Origin of the sequence: Streptomyces sp. NPDC057307 (assembly GCF_042667665.1) — a bacterium.
Taxonomy (GTDB): Bacteria; Actinomycetota; Actinomycetes; order Streptomycetales; family Streptomycetaceae; genus Streptomyces.
This window is the reverse complement of sequence record NZ_JBHUZM010000096.1, coordinates 1-17,258: the sequence shown is the minus strand read 5'-3', so window position 1 is coordinate 17,258 and position 17,258 is coordinate 1. Positions and strand designations below refer to the sequence as shown.

The following is a 17,258-nucleotide window of genomic DNA, read 5'->3' as shown; positions in this document are numbered from 1 at the left end:
AGTGATCACCGGTCACCGGTCACTCATCACTGGTCGCGGCCGTGCACCGCGCACACGGCCACCACCGCCGCGACCGTCGCCCAGAGCGCGTACACGGCCCACGCCCCCGTGGTCGTCCAGGGGAAAGGGACCGCGGACGGGTCGTACCGGAGGTCGACCAGCCGGGTCCACGCGTTGACCGGCATCGCGTGACCGACCACGGCGCCCCAGTACCGGTCGTCACTGAGGACCAGGGGCAGCACCAGCAGCAGCGCCACCACGCTCACCACCGCGCCGGCGCTGTGCCGCAGGACGGCGCCGAGCGCCACACCCGCCAGCGCGCTGACCGGCGCCAGCAAGGTGGAGGCGACGACGATCCGCAGCGCGCCGGGATCGCCGATCGACGCCCCGGCGCCGCGTGCGCCCAGGATGGCCTGGGTCAGCCAGAACGAGACCCCGGCGGCGACCGCGCCGAACACGGCCATCGCGGCCGTCAGGACACACACCTTGGCCGCCATCAGCGAGCGGCGGGCCGGTACGGCGGCGAAGACCGCCCGGATCTGGCCGGTGCTGTACTCACCGGTGATCGCGAGAGCGCCGACGGCACCGGCGACGAGCATCATGACGATGCCCGCGTTGGTGGTGTAGGCGTACATGAAGGCCATGCCGTCGCTGGCGAAGTCGGCCCTGCTCCGGGCGTCGTACTCGTGCCAGTAGCGGTAACGGTCGTACGCGGCGCCTCCGTTGAAGGCGATGACGACCAGCGCGCCGATCACGTAGGACCAGACGGTCGAGCGCAGGGAGCGCAGGGTGAGCCATTCGGCGGCCAGGAGGTCACGGAAGCGGGGGCGGGGTTCGGATGGGTCGGGGCTCGCGGTGAAGCGCGGCGTGGACGACGTGGACGGCGTGGGTGGCGTGGACGGCGTGGTCACGGTGTGCGACGTGTTCCCGGTCATCGGGGGTCCCCCGCTCCGTACTCGACACTCTCGGCGGTGAGTTCCACGAATGCCTCCTCCAGGGATGAGGTGACCGTGGTCAACTCGTGAACTCGTAGCCGGTGTTGGAAGGCGAGGTCACCGATGCGGGCCGCGTCGGGCCCGGTTACCGTGAGCAGGCCGCCGCCCTCCTGGCGTACGACCGCGCCCTCGTCGCTCAGCGCGGCGGCCAGTGCGGCGGCGTCCGGCGTGCGTACGGACACGTACCGCCGGGCCCCGCGCGCGGCGAAGTCCTTCAGACCCTGTGCCGCGATCAGTTCGCCCCTGCCGATGACGACGAGCTGATCGGCGGTGTGCTCCATCTCGGTCATCAGATGACTGGAGACGAACACCGTGCGCCCCTCGGCGGCAAGCCGCCGGAACAGCCCCCGCACCCACTTCACCCCCTCCGGATCCAGGCCGTTGAGCGGCTCGTCGAACAGCAGCACCGGCGGATCGCCGAGGAGCGCGGCGGCGATGCCGAGCCGTTGCCTCATCCCGAGCGAGAACCCGCCGATCCGGCGCCGGGCCGCCGCGGTGAGACCGACCTCCCGCAGCACCTCGTCCACCCGCGAACGCGGGATGCGATTGCCGCGCGCCAGCGCCGCGAGGTGCGCGGCGGCGGTGCGCCCGCCGTGCACGTCGCTCGCGTCGAGCAGCGCGCCGACGTGCCGCAGCCCGCGCGGACGGTCCCGGAAGGGCCGGCCGTCGACGGTGGCCGAGCCGCCGGTGGGCTCGTTCAGGCCGAGGATCATCCGCAGGGTGGTGCTCTTGCCGGCTCCGTTGGGTCCGAGGAACCCCGTGACGAGTCCGGGGCGGACGGTGAAGCTGAGGTCCTTGACGGCGGTGGTGGCGCCGTAGCGTTTGGTCAGTTCGTTGACTTCGATCACCCGGCCAACGGTGGCGGCGCGCTCCCCCGCGTGTCGTCGGACCGGCGCCGACAATCGCGCCGCCGGCTGTCGGCCACGGGTGTACAACCACGGTCCGATGACCCGCGCGGACCGCGTCGCTAGCATCGGCCCATGACCGCCATGCTGCCGTTGCCCCTGCTCAAACGCGTACGTCCGAGCACCTGGACCGCCCTGGCCTGGGGCGCGGGCATGGTCTTCACCTTCCTCATGCGGCTGAGGCTGCCCGGCGAGGAGGCGGCGACGGTCATGGCCGGAGTCGTGTTCTACCGGTGGGACGGCCTGGTGATGATGGCGGCCGGCACCGCGCTGGCGCTGTGGGGGTGCGGACTGCTGGCCCATCGGCCGGTGGCGGCGATGGGCCGGCTGCTCGCCGCTTCCGTCGTGGCGACGACTCCGCTGGGGGTGGGCGAGATTCCGCTCGCGCAGTTCCTCGCGGTCGACGTCGCGCTGTATGTCGTCGCCGCCACCCGGCCACGCCGGACCGGTCTCGTCGCCCTCGCGATGGCGCTCGGCACACTGGTCGGCTATCTGACCGTGCGGTTGGTGTGCGGGTGGAACGTCGGTACGTCGGCCGAGTTGGCCGTCGCGATGACCGCCGCCATCGCCTGGCTCATCGGCAACTCCACCCACCAGGCGCGGGAGTACGCCGAGAAGTCCCGCGTCCAGGAGGCGGCGCAGGCGGTCACCGCCGAGCGGCTGCGGATCGCGCGCGAGATGCACGACTCGGTCGCGCACAGCATCGGCATCATCGCCCTCCAGGCGGGCGCGGCGGCCCGCGTCATCGAGACGCAGCCCGTCGCCGCGCGTGAGGCGCTGGGCAGTATCGAGACGGCGGGGCGCGAGACGCTGGCGGGGCTGCGCCGGATGCTCGGCGCGCTGCGGCAGGCGGAGCCCGAACTCCCCGAACACGCAGAGGGGTTGGCGTACGGCGACAGCGCATCCCTCGGTCCCGCCCTCGGTCTCGCCGACGTCGAGCGGCTGGCCGCGACGACGACGGCAGCAGGGGTCCGCGTCGAGGTGCGTTGGCACGGGGAACGGCGCCCGCTGCCGCCGGAGATCGACATCGCGGCGTACCGCATCATCCAGGAGGCGGTCACCAACGTCGTACGCCACGCTGGCACCCGGTCCTGCCGCGTCAGCGTCGACTCCCGCACCGACGAACTCTCCATCGAGATCACGGACGACGGGCGCTGGGACGGGCGCTGGGACGGGCGCGGGCACGGGCGCAGCGGTAAGGGCCAAGGATGGGGTCTCGTCGGCATGCGCGAGCGCGCGGCCCTGCTGCACGGCGACTTCTCGGCCGGACCCCGCCCCGAGGGCGGCTTCCGGGTGACGGCGCGGCTGCCGGTGCCGGTGGGGGTCGGCGCGTGAGCGCCCCCGCGCCCGTACGCGTCGTACTCGCCGACGACCAGCCCCTCGTCCGCGCCGCGCTGCGCATGGTCATCACCGACGCGCCCGACCTCGACGTCGTCGGCGAGGCGGGCACCGGCGCCGAGGCCGTACGGCTGGCCGCCGAACTCGCCCCCGACGTCGTGGTGATGGACATCCGGATGCCCGGCACGGACGGCATCAGCGCCACTCGGCAGATCACTGCGGGGCCCGGCACCACGCATGTCATCGTGCTGACGACGTTCGACGAGGACGATCACGTGTACGGCGCGCTGCGCGCGGGAGCCGCCGGTTTCCTCGTCAAGGACATGGCGCTGGACGACATCCTCGCCGCGATCCGGGTGGTGGCGAGCGGCGACGGCCTGATCGCGCCGAGCGTCACCCGTCGCCTGATCAAGGAGTTCGCGGGCCGCCCCACGTCGCGTCCCGCCCCGCGCACGGTCACCGGCATCACCGACCGGGAACGCGAGGTGCTGGTCCTCGTGGGCAGTGGTCTGTCCAACACCGAGATCGCGGCCGAGCTGTCGATCAGCGTCGCCACCGCCAAGACGTATCTGACCCGCCTGCTGGCCAAACTCGACGCCCGCGACCGGGTCCAGCTCGTCATCCTGGCGTACGAGACGGGGCTCGTGGTGCCACCCGGCTGAGCGGCCCTCCGCGAAGGCGGGGCGGCGCGCCCCGTTTCGTACCCTGACCTGGTGCGTATATCGGATGAGTCGGACGAGCCGCTTGGGCCGGACCTGAAAACGGGCTCCGCAGCGGAAGGGGAAGCGGAACGGGAGGCGACGGTCTCCGGTGTCGCCGTGTGGCGCGCCATGAGACAGCCCCCGCTGCGCTTCCTCCTGTCGAGCTGGCCCTGGCGCGCGTGGGCGTTTCTGCTCAGCGGCGCGCTCACCGGCCTCGCCTACGTGGTCGTTCTGACGGCCCTGGCCGTCTTCGGCGTCATCCTGTCCGTCATCGGCGTGGGCCTCGTGCTCCTGTTGGCCGCCACGGTGTTCGGCATCCCCGTGGCCGCGCTGGAGCGGCGCCGGCTGCGGCTGGTCGAGCCGGTGCCCGTCCTGGACCCGCACCGTTCGCTGCCCGGCGCCGGCCGCCGGGCGCGGCTGAGCGCCCGGCTGCGGGAGCGGTCGACCTGGCGCGAGCTGGGATACGTCGTGGTGTCCGGCGTCGTCTTCGCGCTCGCCGGGTTCGGCGTGGCGATCGGGCTGACGTTCGCCGTCGTCCTGACGGCGGCGCCGCTCATCGTCCGGGCCGTGGCTCCGGACAGCGTGATGCTCATCCCGGGCAGGGCGATCGAGAGCCCGTTGCACGCCCTGCCCGCCACCGCCGCCGGACTCGTCGCCCTCGCCCTGTGCGCGTACGCGGCGGGCCTGCTGGCCGGGGCGCAGGTCAGGACGGCGGTGTTCCTGCTGTCGCCCCGCGACGAGGAGCGCCAGGTCGTCGAGTTGACCCGGTCGCGCGCCCGGCTGGCCGACGCGTTCGAGGCCGAGCGGCGCCGTATCGAGCGGGATCTGCACGACGGGGCGCAGCAGCAACTGGTCGCGCTCACCATGACGTTGGGGCTGGCGGAGCTGGAGCTGCGGGAGAGCGGGTCGCCCACCACGGAGTTGGTGGCGCGCGCTCGCGGCGAGGCGCGACTCGCGCTGACGCAACTGCGTGACCTGGTGCGCGGCATCTATCCGCAGGTCCTGACCGACCACGGCCTGGACGCCGCCGTCGCGGAGATCGCGCTCCGCAGCCCGATCCCGGTCGGTGTCGACATCGACCTGCCGCGCCGGCTGCCCGACGCGGTGGAGACGGTCGCGTACTTCACGGTCACCGAGGCGCTGACGAACGCGGCCAAGCACAGCGACGCCAGCGAGATGTCCGTCGTCGGCAGGCTGCGGAACGGCCGGCTGACTCTCGTGATCACCGACAATGGCAGCGGCGGGGCGGTCCCCGCCGCCGGCGCGGGTCTGCAGGGTCTCGCGGACCGTGCGGCGATCCTGAAAGGCAGACTGGTGGTGTCCAGTCCGGTGGGCGGCCCGACGAGGGTCCGGATGGAGGTGCCGTGCTCCGCGTAGTACTGGCGGAAGACTCCGTACTGCTACGGGCGGGGCTCACCGAGCTGCTGACCCGTGGCGGACACGAGGTGATCGCCGCCGTCGGCGACGCGCAGGCGCTGGCGCGCGCTGTGGACGACGCGCGCCCCGCCCTCCCGGACCTCGTGATCACCGATGTCCGGATGCCGCCGGGCCAGCGCGACGAGGGGTTGCGGGCCGCGCTGGAGCTACGGGCCCGGCACGCCGGGCTGCCGGTGCTCGTGCTGTCGCAGTACGTCGCGACCGCGTACGCGACCCAACTCTTCGGTGGCGCGGGCGAATCGGAGGCCGCCGGACTGGGCTATCTGCTCAAGGACCGGGTCGGGGAGGTCTCGGAGTTCCTGGACGCGATGCGGCGGGTGGCCGACGGGCAGACGGTCATCGACCCGGAGGTCGTACGGGTCCTGCTCGTCCAGCACGCCCGGAGCCGCCCGCTGCGCCGGCTCACGCCGCGCGAGCGGGAGGTCCTGGGACTGATGGCGGAAGGGCTCAACAACCAGACGATCGCGCAGCGGTTGACGGTGACCGAGGCGTCGGTGGTCAAGCACGCCGGGAACATCTTCATGAAGCTGGACCTCGACCCGACGGAGGGCAACCGGCGGGTACTCGCGGTGCTGGCGCATCTGCGCGGCGAGACGGCGTAGCGCTGCGAGAAGACACGGACGGGGGGCGGGGTTGAGGGCGCTCGCGGTTCTCAGGGGCGCGGTCGAGGGTGCGGTCAGGAGCGCGATCAAGGGTGCGATCGGGGGCCGTTCGGGGGCCCGTTCGGGGTGTGAGCAGAATCCGTTCGGGGGTTCGACCGAGGTTCGCCCTGGTTCGAGAGGGAGTCAGGGTTCGAGGGAGTCAGGGTTCGAGGAGGCGCGTCAGCTGTCGCGCCGACGCCTCCCAGGACCACTCCTCCGTGACCCACCGCCGCCCGGCCTCCCCCAACTCGCGCGCCCGCTCAGGTGCGAGCAGCAGCGTCGTCAGTGCCTCCGCCACCGCCGTCACGTCCCTGCCGTCGACCACCCGCCCCGTGCGCCCGTCCAGCACGGCGTCAGGCGCTCCCCCGGAGTCGCCGACGACCACCGGGAGCCCGCTCGCCGCCGCCTCCAGGAAGACGATGCCGAGCCCCTCCGCCTCCAGGCCGCCCTTCCGCGTACGGCACGGCATCGCGAAGACGTCGGCCGCCGCGTAGTAACTCGCCGTCTCCGTATGGTTCCTGCCGCCGGCGAAGACGACGGCGCCGTCCGCGTACCGGCGCGCGAGTGCGCGCAGCCGCCGTTCGTCCGGGCCTTGGCCGACGATCACCAGCACCGCGTCCGGTACCGCCCGCCGGATCAGCGGCAGCGCCCGTACGAGGATGTCCTGGCCCTTGCGGGTGACGAGGCGTGAGACGCAGAGGATGATCTTCTTCCCCTCGATCCCGTGCCGGGCCCGGACGCGGTGCTGGTGATCGTCGGCGGCGCTGCCCGGCCGGAACGTCGCCGCGTCCACTCCCGGTACGAGGCGGCTCGTCCGCGCGCCGGGGCCGAGCGCCGGGGCGATGCGCGAGCGGGTGTACTCACCGAGGTAGGTGACGACGTCCACCTGCCCGCCCATCCGCCGCAGGACCTGCCGCGCACCGGGCGTACGGGCCCACCAGATCTCATGGCCGTGCGTGGTGGCGACCATGCGCCGTATCCCGTCGCGCCGCAGCGCGGGCGCCATGTACGCGAGCGGGGCCGCCGCCCCGAACCAGACCCGGTCGCAGCCGTGGCTCCGGGCTGTCTCGATCACGGCCCGGGTGACGCGCCGGGTCGGAAGGAGGGTGTGGGCTCGGTCCCGTACGACGGGGAAGGGCAGGGTGGCGTCGTACGCGGCGGCTCCCGGCTCGCTCGACGTGTAGACGACGACGCGGTCGGGCGGCATACGGGAGGTCAGGGCGTGCACGAAGGTCTCGATGCCGCCCTGGCGGGGCGGAAAGTCGTTGGTGATGACGAGAGTTGAACTCATGAGCGCCGCCCCGCGCCGACACGGCCGACCGGCACACGCCGGGTACCACCAGCGCCGACACGACCCGCTGACGGACCCTGGGTGCCACCTATGCGGGCCGTGCGGGCCGAAGCACGCCCGGTGCCGCCCGCGCCGGCCCCCACGCCCCCGGTGCCGCCCTCTCCCACCGGCGGCGCCACCGTGTCCACCGACCGCGCCCACACCACCAGCAGCACGGGCAGCGCCAGATAGCCGAACCGCCCGGCGGGCGCGAGCAGGAACGCGGTCGTGAGGCCGAGCGCCAGCCGGTCGGCGGCCCCCACCGCGTCCCGTGGTGGTCGCAGGGCCAGTGAGACGCCGACGCCGATCGCACCGCACACGAGCAGGGTCACCGCCGCCGCCCACCCCATGGCGCCCTGCTCCGCCAGCAGCCGGCCGGGCAGCGGGCTGGCCGCCGGGGTCGCCAACTCGCCCCGCCCGGTGGGGAAGGCGAGCACCTGCTCGGCCATCGGACCGGGTGAGAGCAGCGCGCCCGGCAGGATGAGCAGGGCCGTACCGGCAACCGCCGTACCCGCGCAGCGCAGCGCCGGCCGGGCGCCCCGCACCTGGCCGAGCAGCGCGACGACGACCGGAATCGCGGGCCAGGCCGTCCACTTGAGCGAGCACGCGGCGGCGAGCACCAGCCCGGCCGCCACCGGCCGCCCACGTACGGCGAAGGCGACGGCCAGCACGCACAGCCCGGCCAGTGGCAGGTCGACTCCGCTGACGCACAGCGGCAGTGCCACGACCGGCGAGGCGATCAGCGCGGCCGTCGCGGTACCGAACCGCTCGTCCCCACCGCGCACTTGGGCCCCGCCGCCGGGCCGCCGTACGACTCCCCGGCTCGCCACCAGGCACGCCAGGAACACCGCCGCGCACCACACCCGGGCGTCGCCGAAGTACCGGGCCACCCAGCCGTGTTCACCGAGCAGCGCGCGGGGGATCCCCAGGAGCGCCATCCCCGGCAGATACGGCGTGTACTCCTCCACCCGTCGGGGCGCGTCCAGATACGGGGTCCCCCGCTCGTACAGCAGCCGGCCGGACCGCTCGACGACATCGACCTCGGACTGCGCCTGGCCGGTGAGGACCAGGAGCAGCAGTGGCAGTACGACCGCGCCCGCCAGGGCCACCGCCACCGGGACCCGCACCGCGCGCGGGCGCGGCAGCACCCGTGCGGCGACGGCGGCGCTCGTGTATCCCACGGCCGCGCAGCCGCCCCAGACGCGGTGCGTCCCCACCTCGGAGACGAGGGGGAAGGCCGCCGCCCACACGGCGGCGAGCAGCCATCCCACGGGCCACCGCCAGGGTGCCGCCGACCTGCTGTTGTCGCGTTCGATTCGCCGAGTAATCACCTCGACATTGCAGCCGCCGGGGCCTGTCGGGGTCAGCACGGCCAGGTCGAGACTTGGTGGTCGGGTTTCCCCTACCGCGCGGGCGGGAGCGGACCCGACCGGACCCGACGGGACCCGAGCGCGGCCGGTGGCGGACCGTCTCGGTCCGCCCTCAGATCCCGCTCAGGTCCCGCTCAGATTCCGCTCAATCCCCGTCCATCCCCCGTCAATCCCCCACCACGTCGCGGACGTTGGCCCGTACGACGTCCTGGTCGCGCCGCACCGCCTCGTACCGCTCCCGGTGGCTCTCGATGTCGGCGGACTGCGCCCGCGCCTCGCCGGCCCACCACACCCCGACCGTGTTGTGCTCGCGCGCGCACTCGATGTCGGCGACGGCCGTGTCCCGTTCCCGTCGCGTACGGCGGGTGTTGCCGTCGTCGCCCCGGTCCCATGCCTCGTCGCGGAAGGCTTCCTCGCGGCCCTTGTACCGCTTGAAGCCCCTGTCCTCGACGCACGCCGCCCAGGTGCGCAGCGCCTCACTCACGTCGGGATCCTTCCGCGCCTTCTTGGCCAGCGCCTGGGTCCGGCTCGACGTGTAGGTGTACATCCGGGTCGGGTCCTCGACCCCTTCGGTGAGCCGCGCCGACGCCTGGCCGAAGCAGCCGCCCTCGGGGACCTTGCGGCCCTTGACGGTGAGGTCGGCGGAGCGGTCGGGGTTGTAGAGCACCTGATACTGCGCCTCGGTCACCGTGCGGCCCTTCTCCCTGTCCCCGCCGGGTGACTTCGGGTCCCATCCGTAGCCCCAGCGCCGCGCCTCGTCGAGGTCGAGTTCGCCGAACGGGGTCGCCATCGCCACCGCCACCAGCGCGGCGACGGACGCCTGTCTGTCGACCAGGACGGGCCTGGTGGGGTCGAGGGAGAAGCCGGTGAAGCCGAAGCCGGCCATGCAGCGCTCCGCCCCGCGCGCCTGGGCCTGGCTCGTGCGCTTGGTGTCGTCGGCGCTGAACTCGTAGCGGGCCAGGGGCAGTTCCGGGATGTCCCATTCCTTCTCGACCTTCGGCACGCGGCTGCCGTCGGTGTACGCGGAGGTGTCGGGCGCCTCGTCGGCGGCGGAGCCGGGGCCGGAGCCGGAGCCGGGGCCTGCCGAACAGCCGGCCAGAGCGGCGAGGGCGGTGAGAGCCGCGACTCCCGCTCTGAGGGAGGCCGCCCTCACTCCCCCGAGTCCGTCGCTCCGTCGGCCTCGGCCACCGCCGTGATCTCCACCAACTGGCCCGTGTAGCCGAGGCAGGCGACCCCGAGCAGCGTGGAGGTGGGCGGCCCCGTGGTGAGACCCGAGGCGTGGACCACGTCCCAGACCCGGCTCAGATCGCCCGGGTCCGACGACACCACGTACACGTCGGTGGAGATCACCCGGCTCAGATCGCTGCCGATGGCGTGCAGCGCGGTCTCCAGGTTCGCGAGGACCTGCTCGGTCTGCGCGGCGAAGTCGCCCGGTCCGACGAGGGTGCCGTCCTTGTCGAGCGGTACGGATCCGGCCATGAACGCCAGACGCCTGCCGGTCTCGACCACGGCCGCGTGCGCGTAGCCGGGCGGCGGGAAGAGGCTGGGGACGGTTGTGCGCCGCACCATGGGGTCGCTCCTTGCCAGAGGTGGATCGATCGGTCACGGGGTGACGCGTGAGATGCGCCGAAGGCCGTCGCGGTCATGCCCGCGTGCCATTGTCCGCGCGGCGGGCCCGCGCGTCACCGGAGTTTCCACCGGCCGCCGGGTCGCCTGCCGGACCCTGCGCGGCAGCCTCCCCCGGACCCGGCGCGGCAGCCTCCCCCGAACTGTGCGCGGCAGCCTCCCCAGGACCGCGCGCCCCGCCTCGTACCACCGCCACCGCGATCAGCGCGACGGCCAGCCCGGCGGCCGTCTGCGGGCCGAAGGGTTCGCCGAACATGATCGCGCCCCATACGGCCGTGACCGGCGCCATCAGGAACATCAGGGTGTTCACGCGCAGCACCCCGGAGCGGCGCAGAACCAGCCAGTACAGTCCGTATCCGCCGAAGGTCGCCAGCAGTACGAGCCAGCCGACCGCGAGCCAGAAGGATGTCTCGGCGGGCGGCACCGCCGCGCCCGCGGCGACGGCGAGGGCGGTGAAGACGACGGCGCTCGTGCCGCAGTGGATCGTCATCGCGACGGACGGCGCGACCGCCTCACGGGTGCGGCTCTCCAGGAACGTGGCGGCGACCAGCGACAGCATGCCGAGGAACGGCACCGCGTACGCCCACAGCGGCACGCCCCGTACCGCCGCCGCGTCCGCCGACGTCACGACGAGCACTCCCGTCACGCCGAGGCACAGCCCCAGCCACTGGCGCGGGGAGACGTACTGCCGCAGCAGCGGTCCGGCCAGCGCGCCCGCGACGAGCGGCTGCGTCCCGTCGATCAGGGCGGTCGTGCCGCTGGAGACGCCGAGCTGGATCGCGTAGTAGACCGTGAGGAGGTAGCCGCTCTGCGACAGCGCGCCGATCACGCACTGCCGCAGCAGACCGCGCGCCGTCAGCCCGCGCCAGGCCGCGCGGGCGCGGACGGCGGCGACCGCCCCGAGGACCAGGGCCAGCGGCAGGAAGCGCCACATCAGGATCGTGACGGCGTCGGCGCTGCCGGCGCCGAGCTTGGCACCGATGAAGCCCGAGCTCCAGCAGACGACGAACGCGACGGAGAGAAGAAGGTTCACGGCAGGACACCACCCGTGACGGACGAGAGAGGTATACCGATCTGTTTACTCACTCGCCCCACTATACAGATCGGTATACTTGCCGCCATGAGCGTGAACGAGAGCGTGAGCCGCACCCCGCGCCGGATCGTCCTGACCCCCGGCGCGCGCCGCGCCCTGGACGCCGCGTCGCGGCTGTTCTACGAGCACGGCATCAACGCCGTCGGCGTCGACCGCATCGCCGCCGAGGCCGGGGTCACCAAGAAGACGCTGTACGACCGGTTCGGCTCGAAGGAGCAGATCGTCGTCGAGTATCTGGCCGGCCGCGACGAACGCTGGCGCGCCCTCCTCGACGAGCGGCTGGCCGCCGCTCCCCCGTCACCCGCCGAGCACGTGCTCGCGGTCTTCGACGCCTCGCGCGCCTGGGCGGAGGCGAACGGCTCACGGGGGTGCAGCATGGTCAACGCCCACGCCGAGATCGACGATCCGGGGCATCCGGCGTACACCCTGATCACCGATCAGAAGGCGTGGATGCTGGAGCTGTTCACCAGCCTCGCGCGGGAGGTCCTGGCGCCGGGCGAGGCGACCCCGTCCGAGACGGCCGACCGCCTCGCCCGCACGCTCATGCTCCTGCACGAGGGCGCGCTCGTGGCCCACGGCCTGGGCATCTTCCCCGACGCCCTCGGGCTCGCCCGCGATCAGGCGCGGGTCGTGCTCGGGCCGTACGTCTGACGGTCGACGGCATGGGCGTCGGTCTCACGACGGCCGGCCGACCGCCCCCGCCGCCCCGGCAGCGTCCACGCCCGGTCCCCCAGCAGCGCGAGCGCCGCCGGCAGCAGTACGCCCCGTACCACCGTCGCGTCGATGAGGATCGCCACCGCCATCCCCGTACCGAGCATCTTGTACTCGATCGAGGACAGCGTCGTGAAGACCGAGAAGACCCCGACCATGATGGCGGCGGCGCTGGTCACGACCCCCGCGCTGGCGGCGATACCGCCGACGATCGCCTCGCGGGTGGAGTCGGGGCCGCCCGGCGAACCGGTCCACCGCTCGCGGATCCGGCTGAGGATGAAGATGTGGTAATCCATGCTCAGCCCGAACAGAATGATGAACATGAACAGCGGCAGCCAACTCACCACGCCCCCATAGGCGTTGAAGCCGAGCAGCGACTCCAGCCGGCCTCCCTGGAAGACCGCGACGAGCACCCCGTACGCCGCCCCGATCGACAGCAGGTTCAGCGCGATCGACACGAGCGGCAGGGCGAGCGAGCGGAAGGCGACGACCAGCAGGACGAAGGCCAGGACGAGGACGAAGGCGAAGACCAGCGGCGTCCGCGCGTTCACCTGCCGGGTGAAGTCGTACGGCATGGCGGTCCGGCCCGCGACCGCGACCTCCGCCCCCCGCACCGCCCCCAACGTCGCGGGCACCGCCCGCTCCCGCAGGAATTCCAGGGCGCGCATCGACTCCGGATCCGTACCGGCCCCGGCCAGCGGCACCCGTACCACCAGCATGTCGCCGACCGGCACCGTCGTGATCGGCTCACGCAGCGCCCCGTCGCTCCCCGCGGCCTGCTCGTGCAGCTCGTCGGCCGCCGCCCGCGCCTCGGGGCCGTTGTCCGACACCACGACGCGCGCCGGCGTGGTAACCCCGGGGAACACCCGCTGCATCCGGGCGCCCGCGTCGGCCGCCGCCGAGACACCGCGCGGCAGGCTCTGGATCTGCGTGGCGTCCTGGAGGTGCAGCCCGAGCGCCGGCAGCGCCATGGCGGCGAGGAGGAGCGCCGCCAGACCGCCGGTGAGCAGCGGACGGCGTACGACCTTGCCCGCCACGGCCGTCCAGATCCGCGACCGGCCCGCGGCCGTACGCCGCCGTCCCAGCCACGGGATCCTGCCCAGATCGACACGGTCCCCCAGCGCGGCCACGAGCGCGGGCAGCGCCGTCACCGAGCCGAGCACCGCGAGACCGACCACCAGGACGGTGCCGAGCGTGAGCCCCTTGAAGACGTCGACACCCGTGAACAGCAACCCGGTCATGCACACCATCACGGTCAGCCCGGACACCACGACCGCGTGGCCCGAGGTGCGCGACGCGACCCGCAGCGCTTCCTGGACCGAGCGCCCGGCCGCTCGCTCCTCGCGGATACGGCGCAGATAGAACAGCGAGTAGTCGATGCCCACGGCCATGCCGATGAGCAGCACGATCGCGGAGGCGGCGCTGTTGAACGGCACCCACCGGCCGAGCGTGTCCAGCAGCCCGAACGCGGCGGCGACGGCGGTCGCCGACAGCAGCAGCGGGATCCCCGCCGCGACGAGCGAGCCGAAGACGACGAGCAGGATGACGACGGTGAGCGGCAGCGAGGTGGTCTCGGCGCGCCTCATGTCGTCCTTGATGCCGTCGTCGACCGCCGAGGAGAGGCTGGAGTCACCGGCCTGGTCGATACGCGCCTCGGGGTGCTGTCGCACCACCTTCTCGACGGCGTCGAAGGCGGTCTGCCTGTGGGCGGCGAACTCGGCGTCGGGACCGGCGATTTCGAACGTGACGAGGTCGGCCGTGCCGTCCTGCGAGACCCAGCGGCCACCGTCCGCGCCGAGCGGCGACCCGACGTCCTTCGCCGCGTCGGGCACCGCGCGCAACGCCGTAACCAGGTCCTTCGTGGCGGCGCGCCGGGTCGCGGGGGTCCCGCCCTCCCCTGCCCGGATCATCACGTTCTCGCGTATGGAGTCCCCGGCGTTCTGCGCGGAGATCATCCGCTGGCCCCGGCCCGCCTCGCCGGGGTCGGTCGATCTGACCTGTTCCCCGGGGAACAGGGAGGAGGACAGGACGGCGACGACGACCAGGAGCAGCCACGCGGCGATGGCCGCCGTGCGGTTTCCGGCGGACCAGCCGGCGACGGACTCGACCAGTCCGGGGCGGTCGGCCGGTGCGGCGCGTTCGCCGGGTCCCGTGGGTTCTGACTTGATTCGGCGCAGCATGAGCTGCTCTCCTTCACTTGGAGGGTCGTATCCGTGGAGCTCGCCGTTCGGCGAGTGGAGCGTCCTTCTGTGCCCGGGTCGTCGAGTTGCCGCTCGGCGGCCCGGGGTTGTGTGCGGCTCGGTGGCCGGGCTATTCGACGTCCTTGAGGATCCGTTCCAGCGATCCGGTACGGCTCTGCAGATCGGTGAGCTGCCTGCCCAGGTCGGCGAGCTGCTTCTCCGTACGCTGCTGGCCCTCCACCGCCTGGGCGGCGAGCTGGCGGTACTCGTTCTCGTCGGCCCTGACCTCCCTGGTCCGGCGGCCCACGGTGAAGTGCCACAGGGTCAGCGTCACCACGATCAGCAGGATCGCGAACAGCCCTATCGCTCCGATGACTTCCTGCCACGCCTGTTCGTCGTCCATCAGACGGCCCCCTTCTCTTCTCTGTCGTCCCTCTGGTTGCTCTGATTGCCCTGATTGCCCTGCGTGCTCTGACTGCTCAGCGTCTGTACGGCGGTGACGATGTCCTGCGGCGTCAGAACGACCGCGAACGCGTTCACCTCGTAGAACTTCATGGCTTTCCCGTCGTCCGACAGCTCCAGCCGCGAGGTCACCAGACCGGCGGCTTCGAGCTTCTTGAGGTGGACCTGGAGCAACGCCCTGCTGATGTCCAGCTCCCTGGCCAGCCGGCTGACGTAGTTGCGTCCCCCGGCGAGTGCCGCGACGACGCGCAGTCGGTGGGGGTTGGACAGCGTCGCCAGTACGCGCACCAGTTCGTCGCCCGTGGGCACGGGTGGGCTCATCGCGACCTCCTGCACATGCAAAGAAAAGTTAGCAGGTGCCTACGTGAATTACTAACCCCCTGTTCGAGGGGGCATGTTGGAAGGGATGCGAAGGGAGGGAGAAGCGCGGGTCGGCCGGCGCTCGGATCGGACGTTCAGGCCGCGGGCGCGTGCAGCAGCGGGCTCTTGTTGCGCATCAGCCACTGGCGGTACACGACGGCCTGCAACGCCGCCTCGCGGTAGGCCGCCTCCAGGTCCGCGTACACCTCGGCGCCTCCGGGACCGTCCCCGTCACCCTCTGCGCTCGCGTCACCGCCCGCGCTCGCGACAGCGCCAGGGCCCGCAGTGTCAGGTCCTGCGATGCCAGGGCCCACGATGCCCGCGCCCTCGTACGCCCCCGGCCGCGAGAACAGCAGCAGCCGCACCGCCAACGGGTCGTCCCGCAGCGGCCGTACGACCATGTCCTCGCGCGGGACCGAGGTCGGCTGGCAGGGTGCTATCGCCTCACCGACCGCGATCAGTGACGAGGCGGTCAGGTAATCCCCGTGCAGGACGGGCGGGTTGAGCCCGGCCTCGCCCAAAACGCGCCGCAGACCGTCCCATTCACCGTCCACGGTCGGGTCGATCATCCAGCGGTCGGCCGCCAGGTCGGCCAGCTCGACGATCTGGCTGCCGGCCGCCGGGTGGTCATGGGCCAGCGAGATGAACTGCGGTTCCCGCTCGACCAGTACGCGCCGGTCGAGCCCCGGCGGCACTCGCAGCGGACAGCCCTCCACCTCGTGCACGAACGCCACATCGAGCCCGCCCCCGGACACCTGACGCAGCAGCGCGTTCGCCGAGACGTCCATCTGGAGTGAGATGTCGGTGCCCGGCAGCCGCTCGCGCAGTCTGCGCAGCCAGCCCGCCAGGGCGCGGCTCGCGGTGGAGCCGATACGCAGCCGGGGCCCGGCGGACCGGTCGGCCGCCGCTCTCGCCTCGCTGACGAGGACGGCCATCCCGGCGACCAGCGGACGCGCGCGGCTGAGTACGGAGTGACCGAGCAACGTGGGGCGGCAGCCGGTGCGTTCACGGGAGAACAGCTCGGCGCCGAGCGAGTTCTCGATCCGCCGCAGCTGCGTCGTCAGGGACGGCTGGCTCATACCGAGCTGCCGGGCCGCTTTGTGCAGACTTCCCGCGTCGGCTATGGCGCACAGCGCGCGTAGATGCCTGACCTCCAGCTCCATGTACCGAAGAGTAGGCCCGCTGTTTGCGTCACGCCAGGGACCCAAAACGCAGTAATTGGCTTTCATTCGAAGAAAATTGGGCGAGCCGACGCCTGGGTGATGCTCTGGTGCTATCGCCCTTCGGCATCATCCGCAGCGGCGCTGTGAGGCACGACACTCATCCCACCGAACCCGTTCGTAGGACGAGTAGGAGCCCCCCACATGAGATACCCCAAGACGGCACTTTCCGCGATCGCCGGACTCTCGCTGGCCTTCGCGACCGCCCTCACCGCCACCCCGGCCGCCGCCGCTGACCCCACCAGCGCCGCGCCCGCCACCACCTCGTACGCCCAGTACGAGGGCTCGTCGGAAGACTCCGCCGCGACCAAGGCCTTCTACGAGGCCGTCATGAAGTCGGTCGCCGAGAAGCGTGCCGCGAACCCGGGCGCCCTCGCCGTCACCGTCGTGTACGACGCCTCCGGCGCCCCGTCGTTCGCCGGCGAGATAGCCAGCAGCACCCAGATCTGGAACAGCTCCGTCGCCAACGTGCAGCTCCAGCAGGGTGGCAACGCCGACTTCACCTACGAAGAGGGCAACGACCCGCGCGGCTCGTACGCGAGCACCGACGGGCACGGCCGCGGCTACATCTTCCTGGACTACGCGCAGAACCAGCAGTACGACTCCCTCCGCGTGACCGCCCACGAGACCGGGCACGTGCTCGGCCTGCCGGACAACTACACGGCTCCCTGCAGCAAGCTGATGTCGGGCGGCGGCCCCGGCCCGTCCTGCACCAACTCGCAGCCGGACCAGGCCGAGCGCAACCAGGTCAACAGCCTCTGGGCGAACGGCTTCGCGGCCGCGCTGGCCAAGGCTTCCTGATCCGTCGCTGATCCGCCGTCGACCGGCAGATCGGACCCCCCACCGGATCAGGCACCGACCGGGCGTGCCGGTACTCGCTGTCGAGTAC

Annotated in this window: 17 protein-coding genes; 6 read left to right on the top strand and 11 right to left on the bottom strand. The window is 72.5% G+C overall.

The window, feature by feature from the left end; all coding sequences use genetic code 11:
* Positions 1-26 precede the first annotated feature (26 nt).
* Together ACFUN8_RS26640 and ACFUN8_RS26635 are read right to left on the bottom strand one after the other, a co-directional pair.
* Positions 27-935 (bottom strand): ABC transporter permease subunit, encoded by a 909-nt coding sequence (locus ACFUN8_RS26640; protein WP_383642516.1) that lies wholly within the window; start codon positions 933-935, stop codon positions 27-29.
* Positions 932-1,843, bottom strand: coding sequence for an ATP-binding cassette domain-containing protein (locus tag ACFUN8_RS26635; protein WP_383642512.1), 912 nt, complete (start codon positions 1,841-1,843; stop codon positions 932-934). Before ACFUN8_RS26635 ends, ACFUN8_RS26640 begins: the two co-directional genes overlap by 4 nt.
* Positions 1,844-1,975: 132 nt before the next feature.
* Here ACFUN8_RS26635 and ACFUN8_RS26630 point away from each other — a divergent pair, with 132 nt between their 5' ends.
* From ACFUN8_RS26630 to ACFUN8_RS26615, 4 genes are all read left to right on the top strand, one after another.
* The gene (locus ACFUN8_RS26630) at positions 1,976-3,235 is read left to right on the top strand and encodes a sensor histidine kinase (protein ID WP_383642508.1); all 1,260 of its coding nucleotides are present in this window, start codon (positions 1,976-1,978) and stop codon (positions 3,233-3,235) included.
* A complete protein-coding gene (locus ACFUN8_RS26625; protein ID WP_383642505.1) occupies positions 3,232-3,900 on the top strand; it encodes a response regulator in 669 nt (222 codons plus the stop codon). The genes ACFUN8_RS26630 and ACFUN8_RS26625 overlap by 4 nt, the downstream gene beginning before the upstream one ends.
* 168 nt (positions 3,901-4,068) lie before the next feature.
* Entirely contained in the window at positions 4,069-5,316 is a 1,248-nt protein-coding gene (locus ACFUN8_RS26620) for a sensor histidine kinase (RefSeq protein WP_383642554.1), read from the top strand.
* Positions 5,304-5,978 carry a LuxR C-terminal-related transcriptional regulator gene (locus ACFUN8_RS26615; RefSeq protein ID WP_383642502.1) on the top strand — a complete coding sequence of 225 codons (675 nt, stop codon included), beginning with the start codon at positions 5,304-5,306 and terminating at the stop codon, positions 5,976-5,978. Before ACFUN8_RS26620 ends, ACFUN8_RS26615 begins: the two co-directional genes overlap by 13 nt.
* Positions 5,979-6,177: 199 nt before the next feature.
* Here ACFUN8_RS26615 and ACFUN8_RS26610 read toward each other — a convergent pair whose 3' ends face one another.
* From ACFUN8_RS26610 to ACFUN8_RS26590, 5 genes are all read right to left on the bottom strand, one after another.
* Entirely contained in the window at positions 6,178-7,308 is a 1,131-nt protein-coding gene (locus tag ACFUN8_RS26610; protein ID WP_383642499.1) for a glycosyltransferase family 4 protein, read from the bottom strand.
* Positions 7,305-8,678 carry a glycosyltransferase family 87 protein gene (locus ACFUN8_RS26605; protein WP_383642496.1) on the bottom strand — a complete coding sequence of 458 codons (1,374 nt, stop codon included), beginning with the start codon at positions 8,676-8,678 and terminating at the stop codon, positions 7,305-7,307. The genes ACFUN8_RS26610 and ACFUN8_RS26605 overlap by 4 nt, the downstream gene beginning before the upstream one ends.
* 205 nt (positions 8,679-8,883) lie before the next feature.
* Positions 8,884-9,870, bottom strand: coding sequence for a hypothetical protein (locus ACFUN8_RS26600; protein ID WP_383642493.1), 987 nt, complete (start codon positions 9,868-9,870; stop codon positions 8,884-8,886).
* Positions 9,867-10,286: a RidA family protein gene (locus ACFUN8_RS26595; protein ID WP_383642490.1), complete on the bottom strand. Its 420-nt coding sequence runs from the start codon at positions 10,284-10,286 to the stop codon at positions 9,867-9,869. The genes ACFUN8_RS26600 and ACFUN8_RS26595 overlap by 4 nt, the downstream gene beginning before the upstream one ends.
* Positions 10,287-10,359: 73 nt before the next feature.
* On the bottom strand, positions 10,360-11,376 hold the full coding sequence (locus ACFUN8_RS26590) for a DMT family transporter (RefSeq protein WP_383642487.1): 1,017 nt from the start codon (positions 11,374-11,376) through the stop codon (positions 10,360-10,362).
* Between the two features lie 87 nt (positions 11,377-11,463).
* Here ACFUN8_RS26590 and ACFUN8_RS26585 point away from each other — a divergent pair, with 87 nt between their 5' ends.
* Complete coding sequence (locus ACFUN8_RS26585; protein WP_383642484.1) at positions 11,464-12,087, top strand: TetR/AcrR family transcriptional regulator; 624 nt, start codon at positions 11,464-11,466, stop codon at positions 12,085-12,087.
* Here ACFUN8_RS26585 and ACFUN8_RS26580 read toward each other — a convergent pair.
* The 4 genes from ACFUN8_RS26580 to ACFUN8_RS26565 form a co-directional block, all read right to left on the bottom strand.
* A complete protein-coding gene (locus tag ACFUN8_RS26580) occupies positions 12,054-14,327 on the bottom strand; it encodes an MMPL family transporter (RefSeq protein ID WP_383642481.1) in 2,274 nt (757 codons plus the stop codon). The genes ACFUN8_RS26585 and ACFUN8_RS26580 overlap by 34 nt on opposite strands.
* A 130-nt stretch (positions 14,328-14,457) precedes the next feature.
* On the bottom strand, positions 14,458-14,730 hold the full coding sequence (locus tag ACFUN8_RS26575) for a hypothetical protein (RefSeq protein ID WP_382569339.1): 273 nt from the start codon (positions 14,728-14,730) through the stop codon (positions 14,458-14,460).
* Complete coding sequence (locus tag ACFUN8_RS26570) at positions 14,730-15,110, bottom strand: ArsR/SmtB family transcription factor (RefSeq protein WP_383642477.1); 381 nt, start codon at positions 15,108-15,110, stop codon at positions 14,730-14,732. Before ACFUN8_RS26570 ends, ACFUN8_RS26575 begins: the two co-directional genes overlap by 1 nt.
* A gap of 134 nt (positions 15,111-15,244) precedes the next feature.
* The gene (locus ACFUN8_RS26565; protein ID WP_383642474.1) at positions 15,245-16,312 is read right to left on the bottom strand and encodes a LysR substrate-binding domain-containing protein; all 1,068 of its coding nucleotides are present in this window, start codon (positions 16,310-16,312) and stop codon (positions 15,245-15,247) included.
* Positions 16,313-16,513: 201 nt separating this feature from the next.
* Between ACFUN8_RS26565 and snpA the strand changes: the two genes are divergently transcribed.
* The gene (snpA, locus tag ACFUN8_RS26560) at positions 16,514-17,170 is read left to right on the top strand and encodes a snapalysin (RefSeq protein ID WP_383642471.1); all 657 of its coding nucleotides are present in this window, start codon (positions 16,514-16,516) and stop codon (positions 17,168-17,170) included.
* Positions 17,171-17,258: the final 88 nt, after the last annotated feature.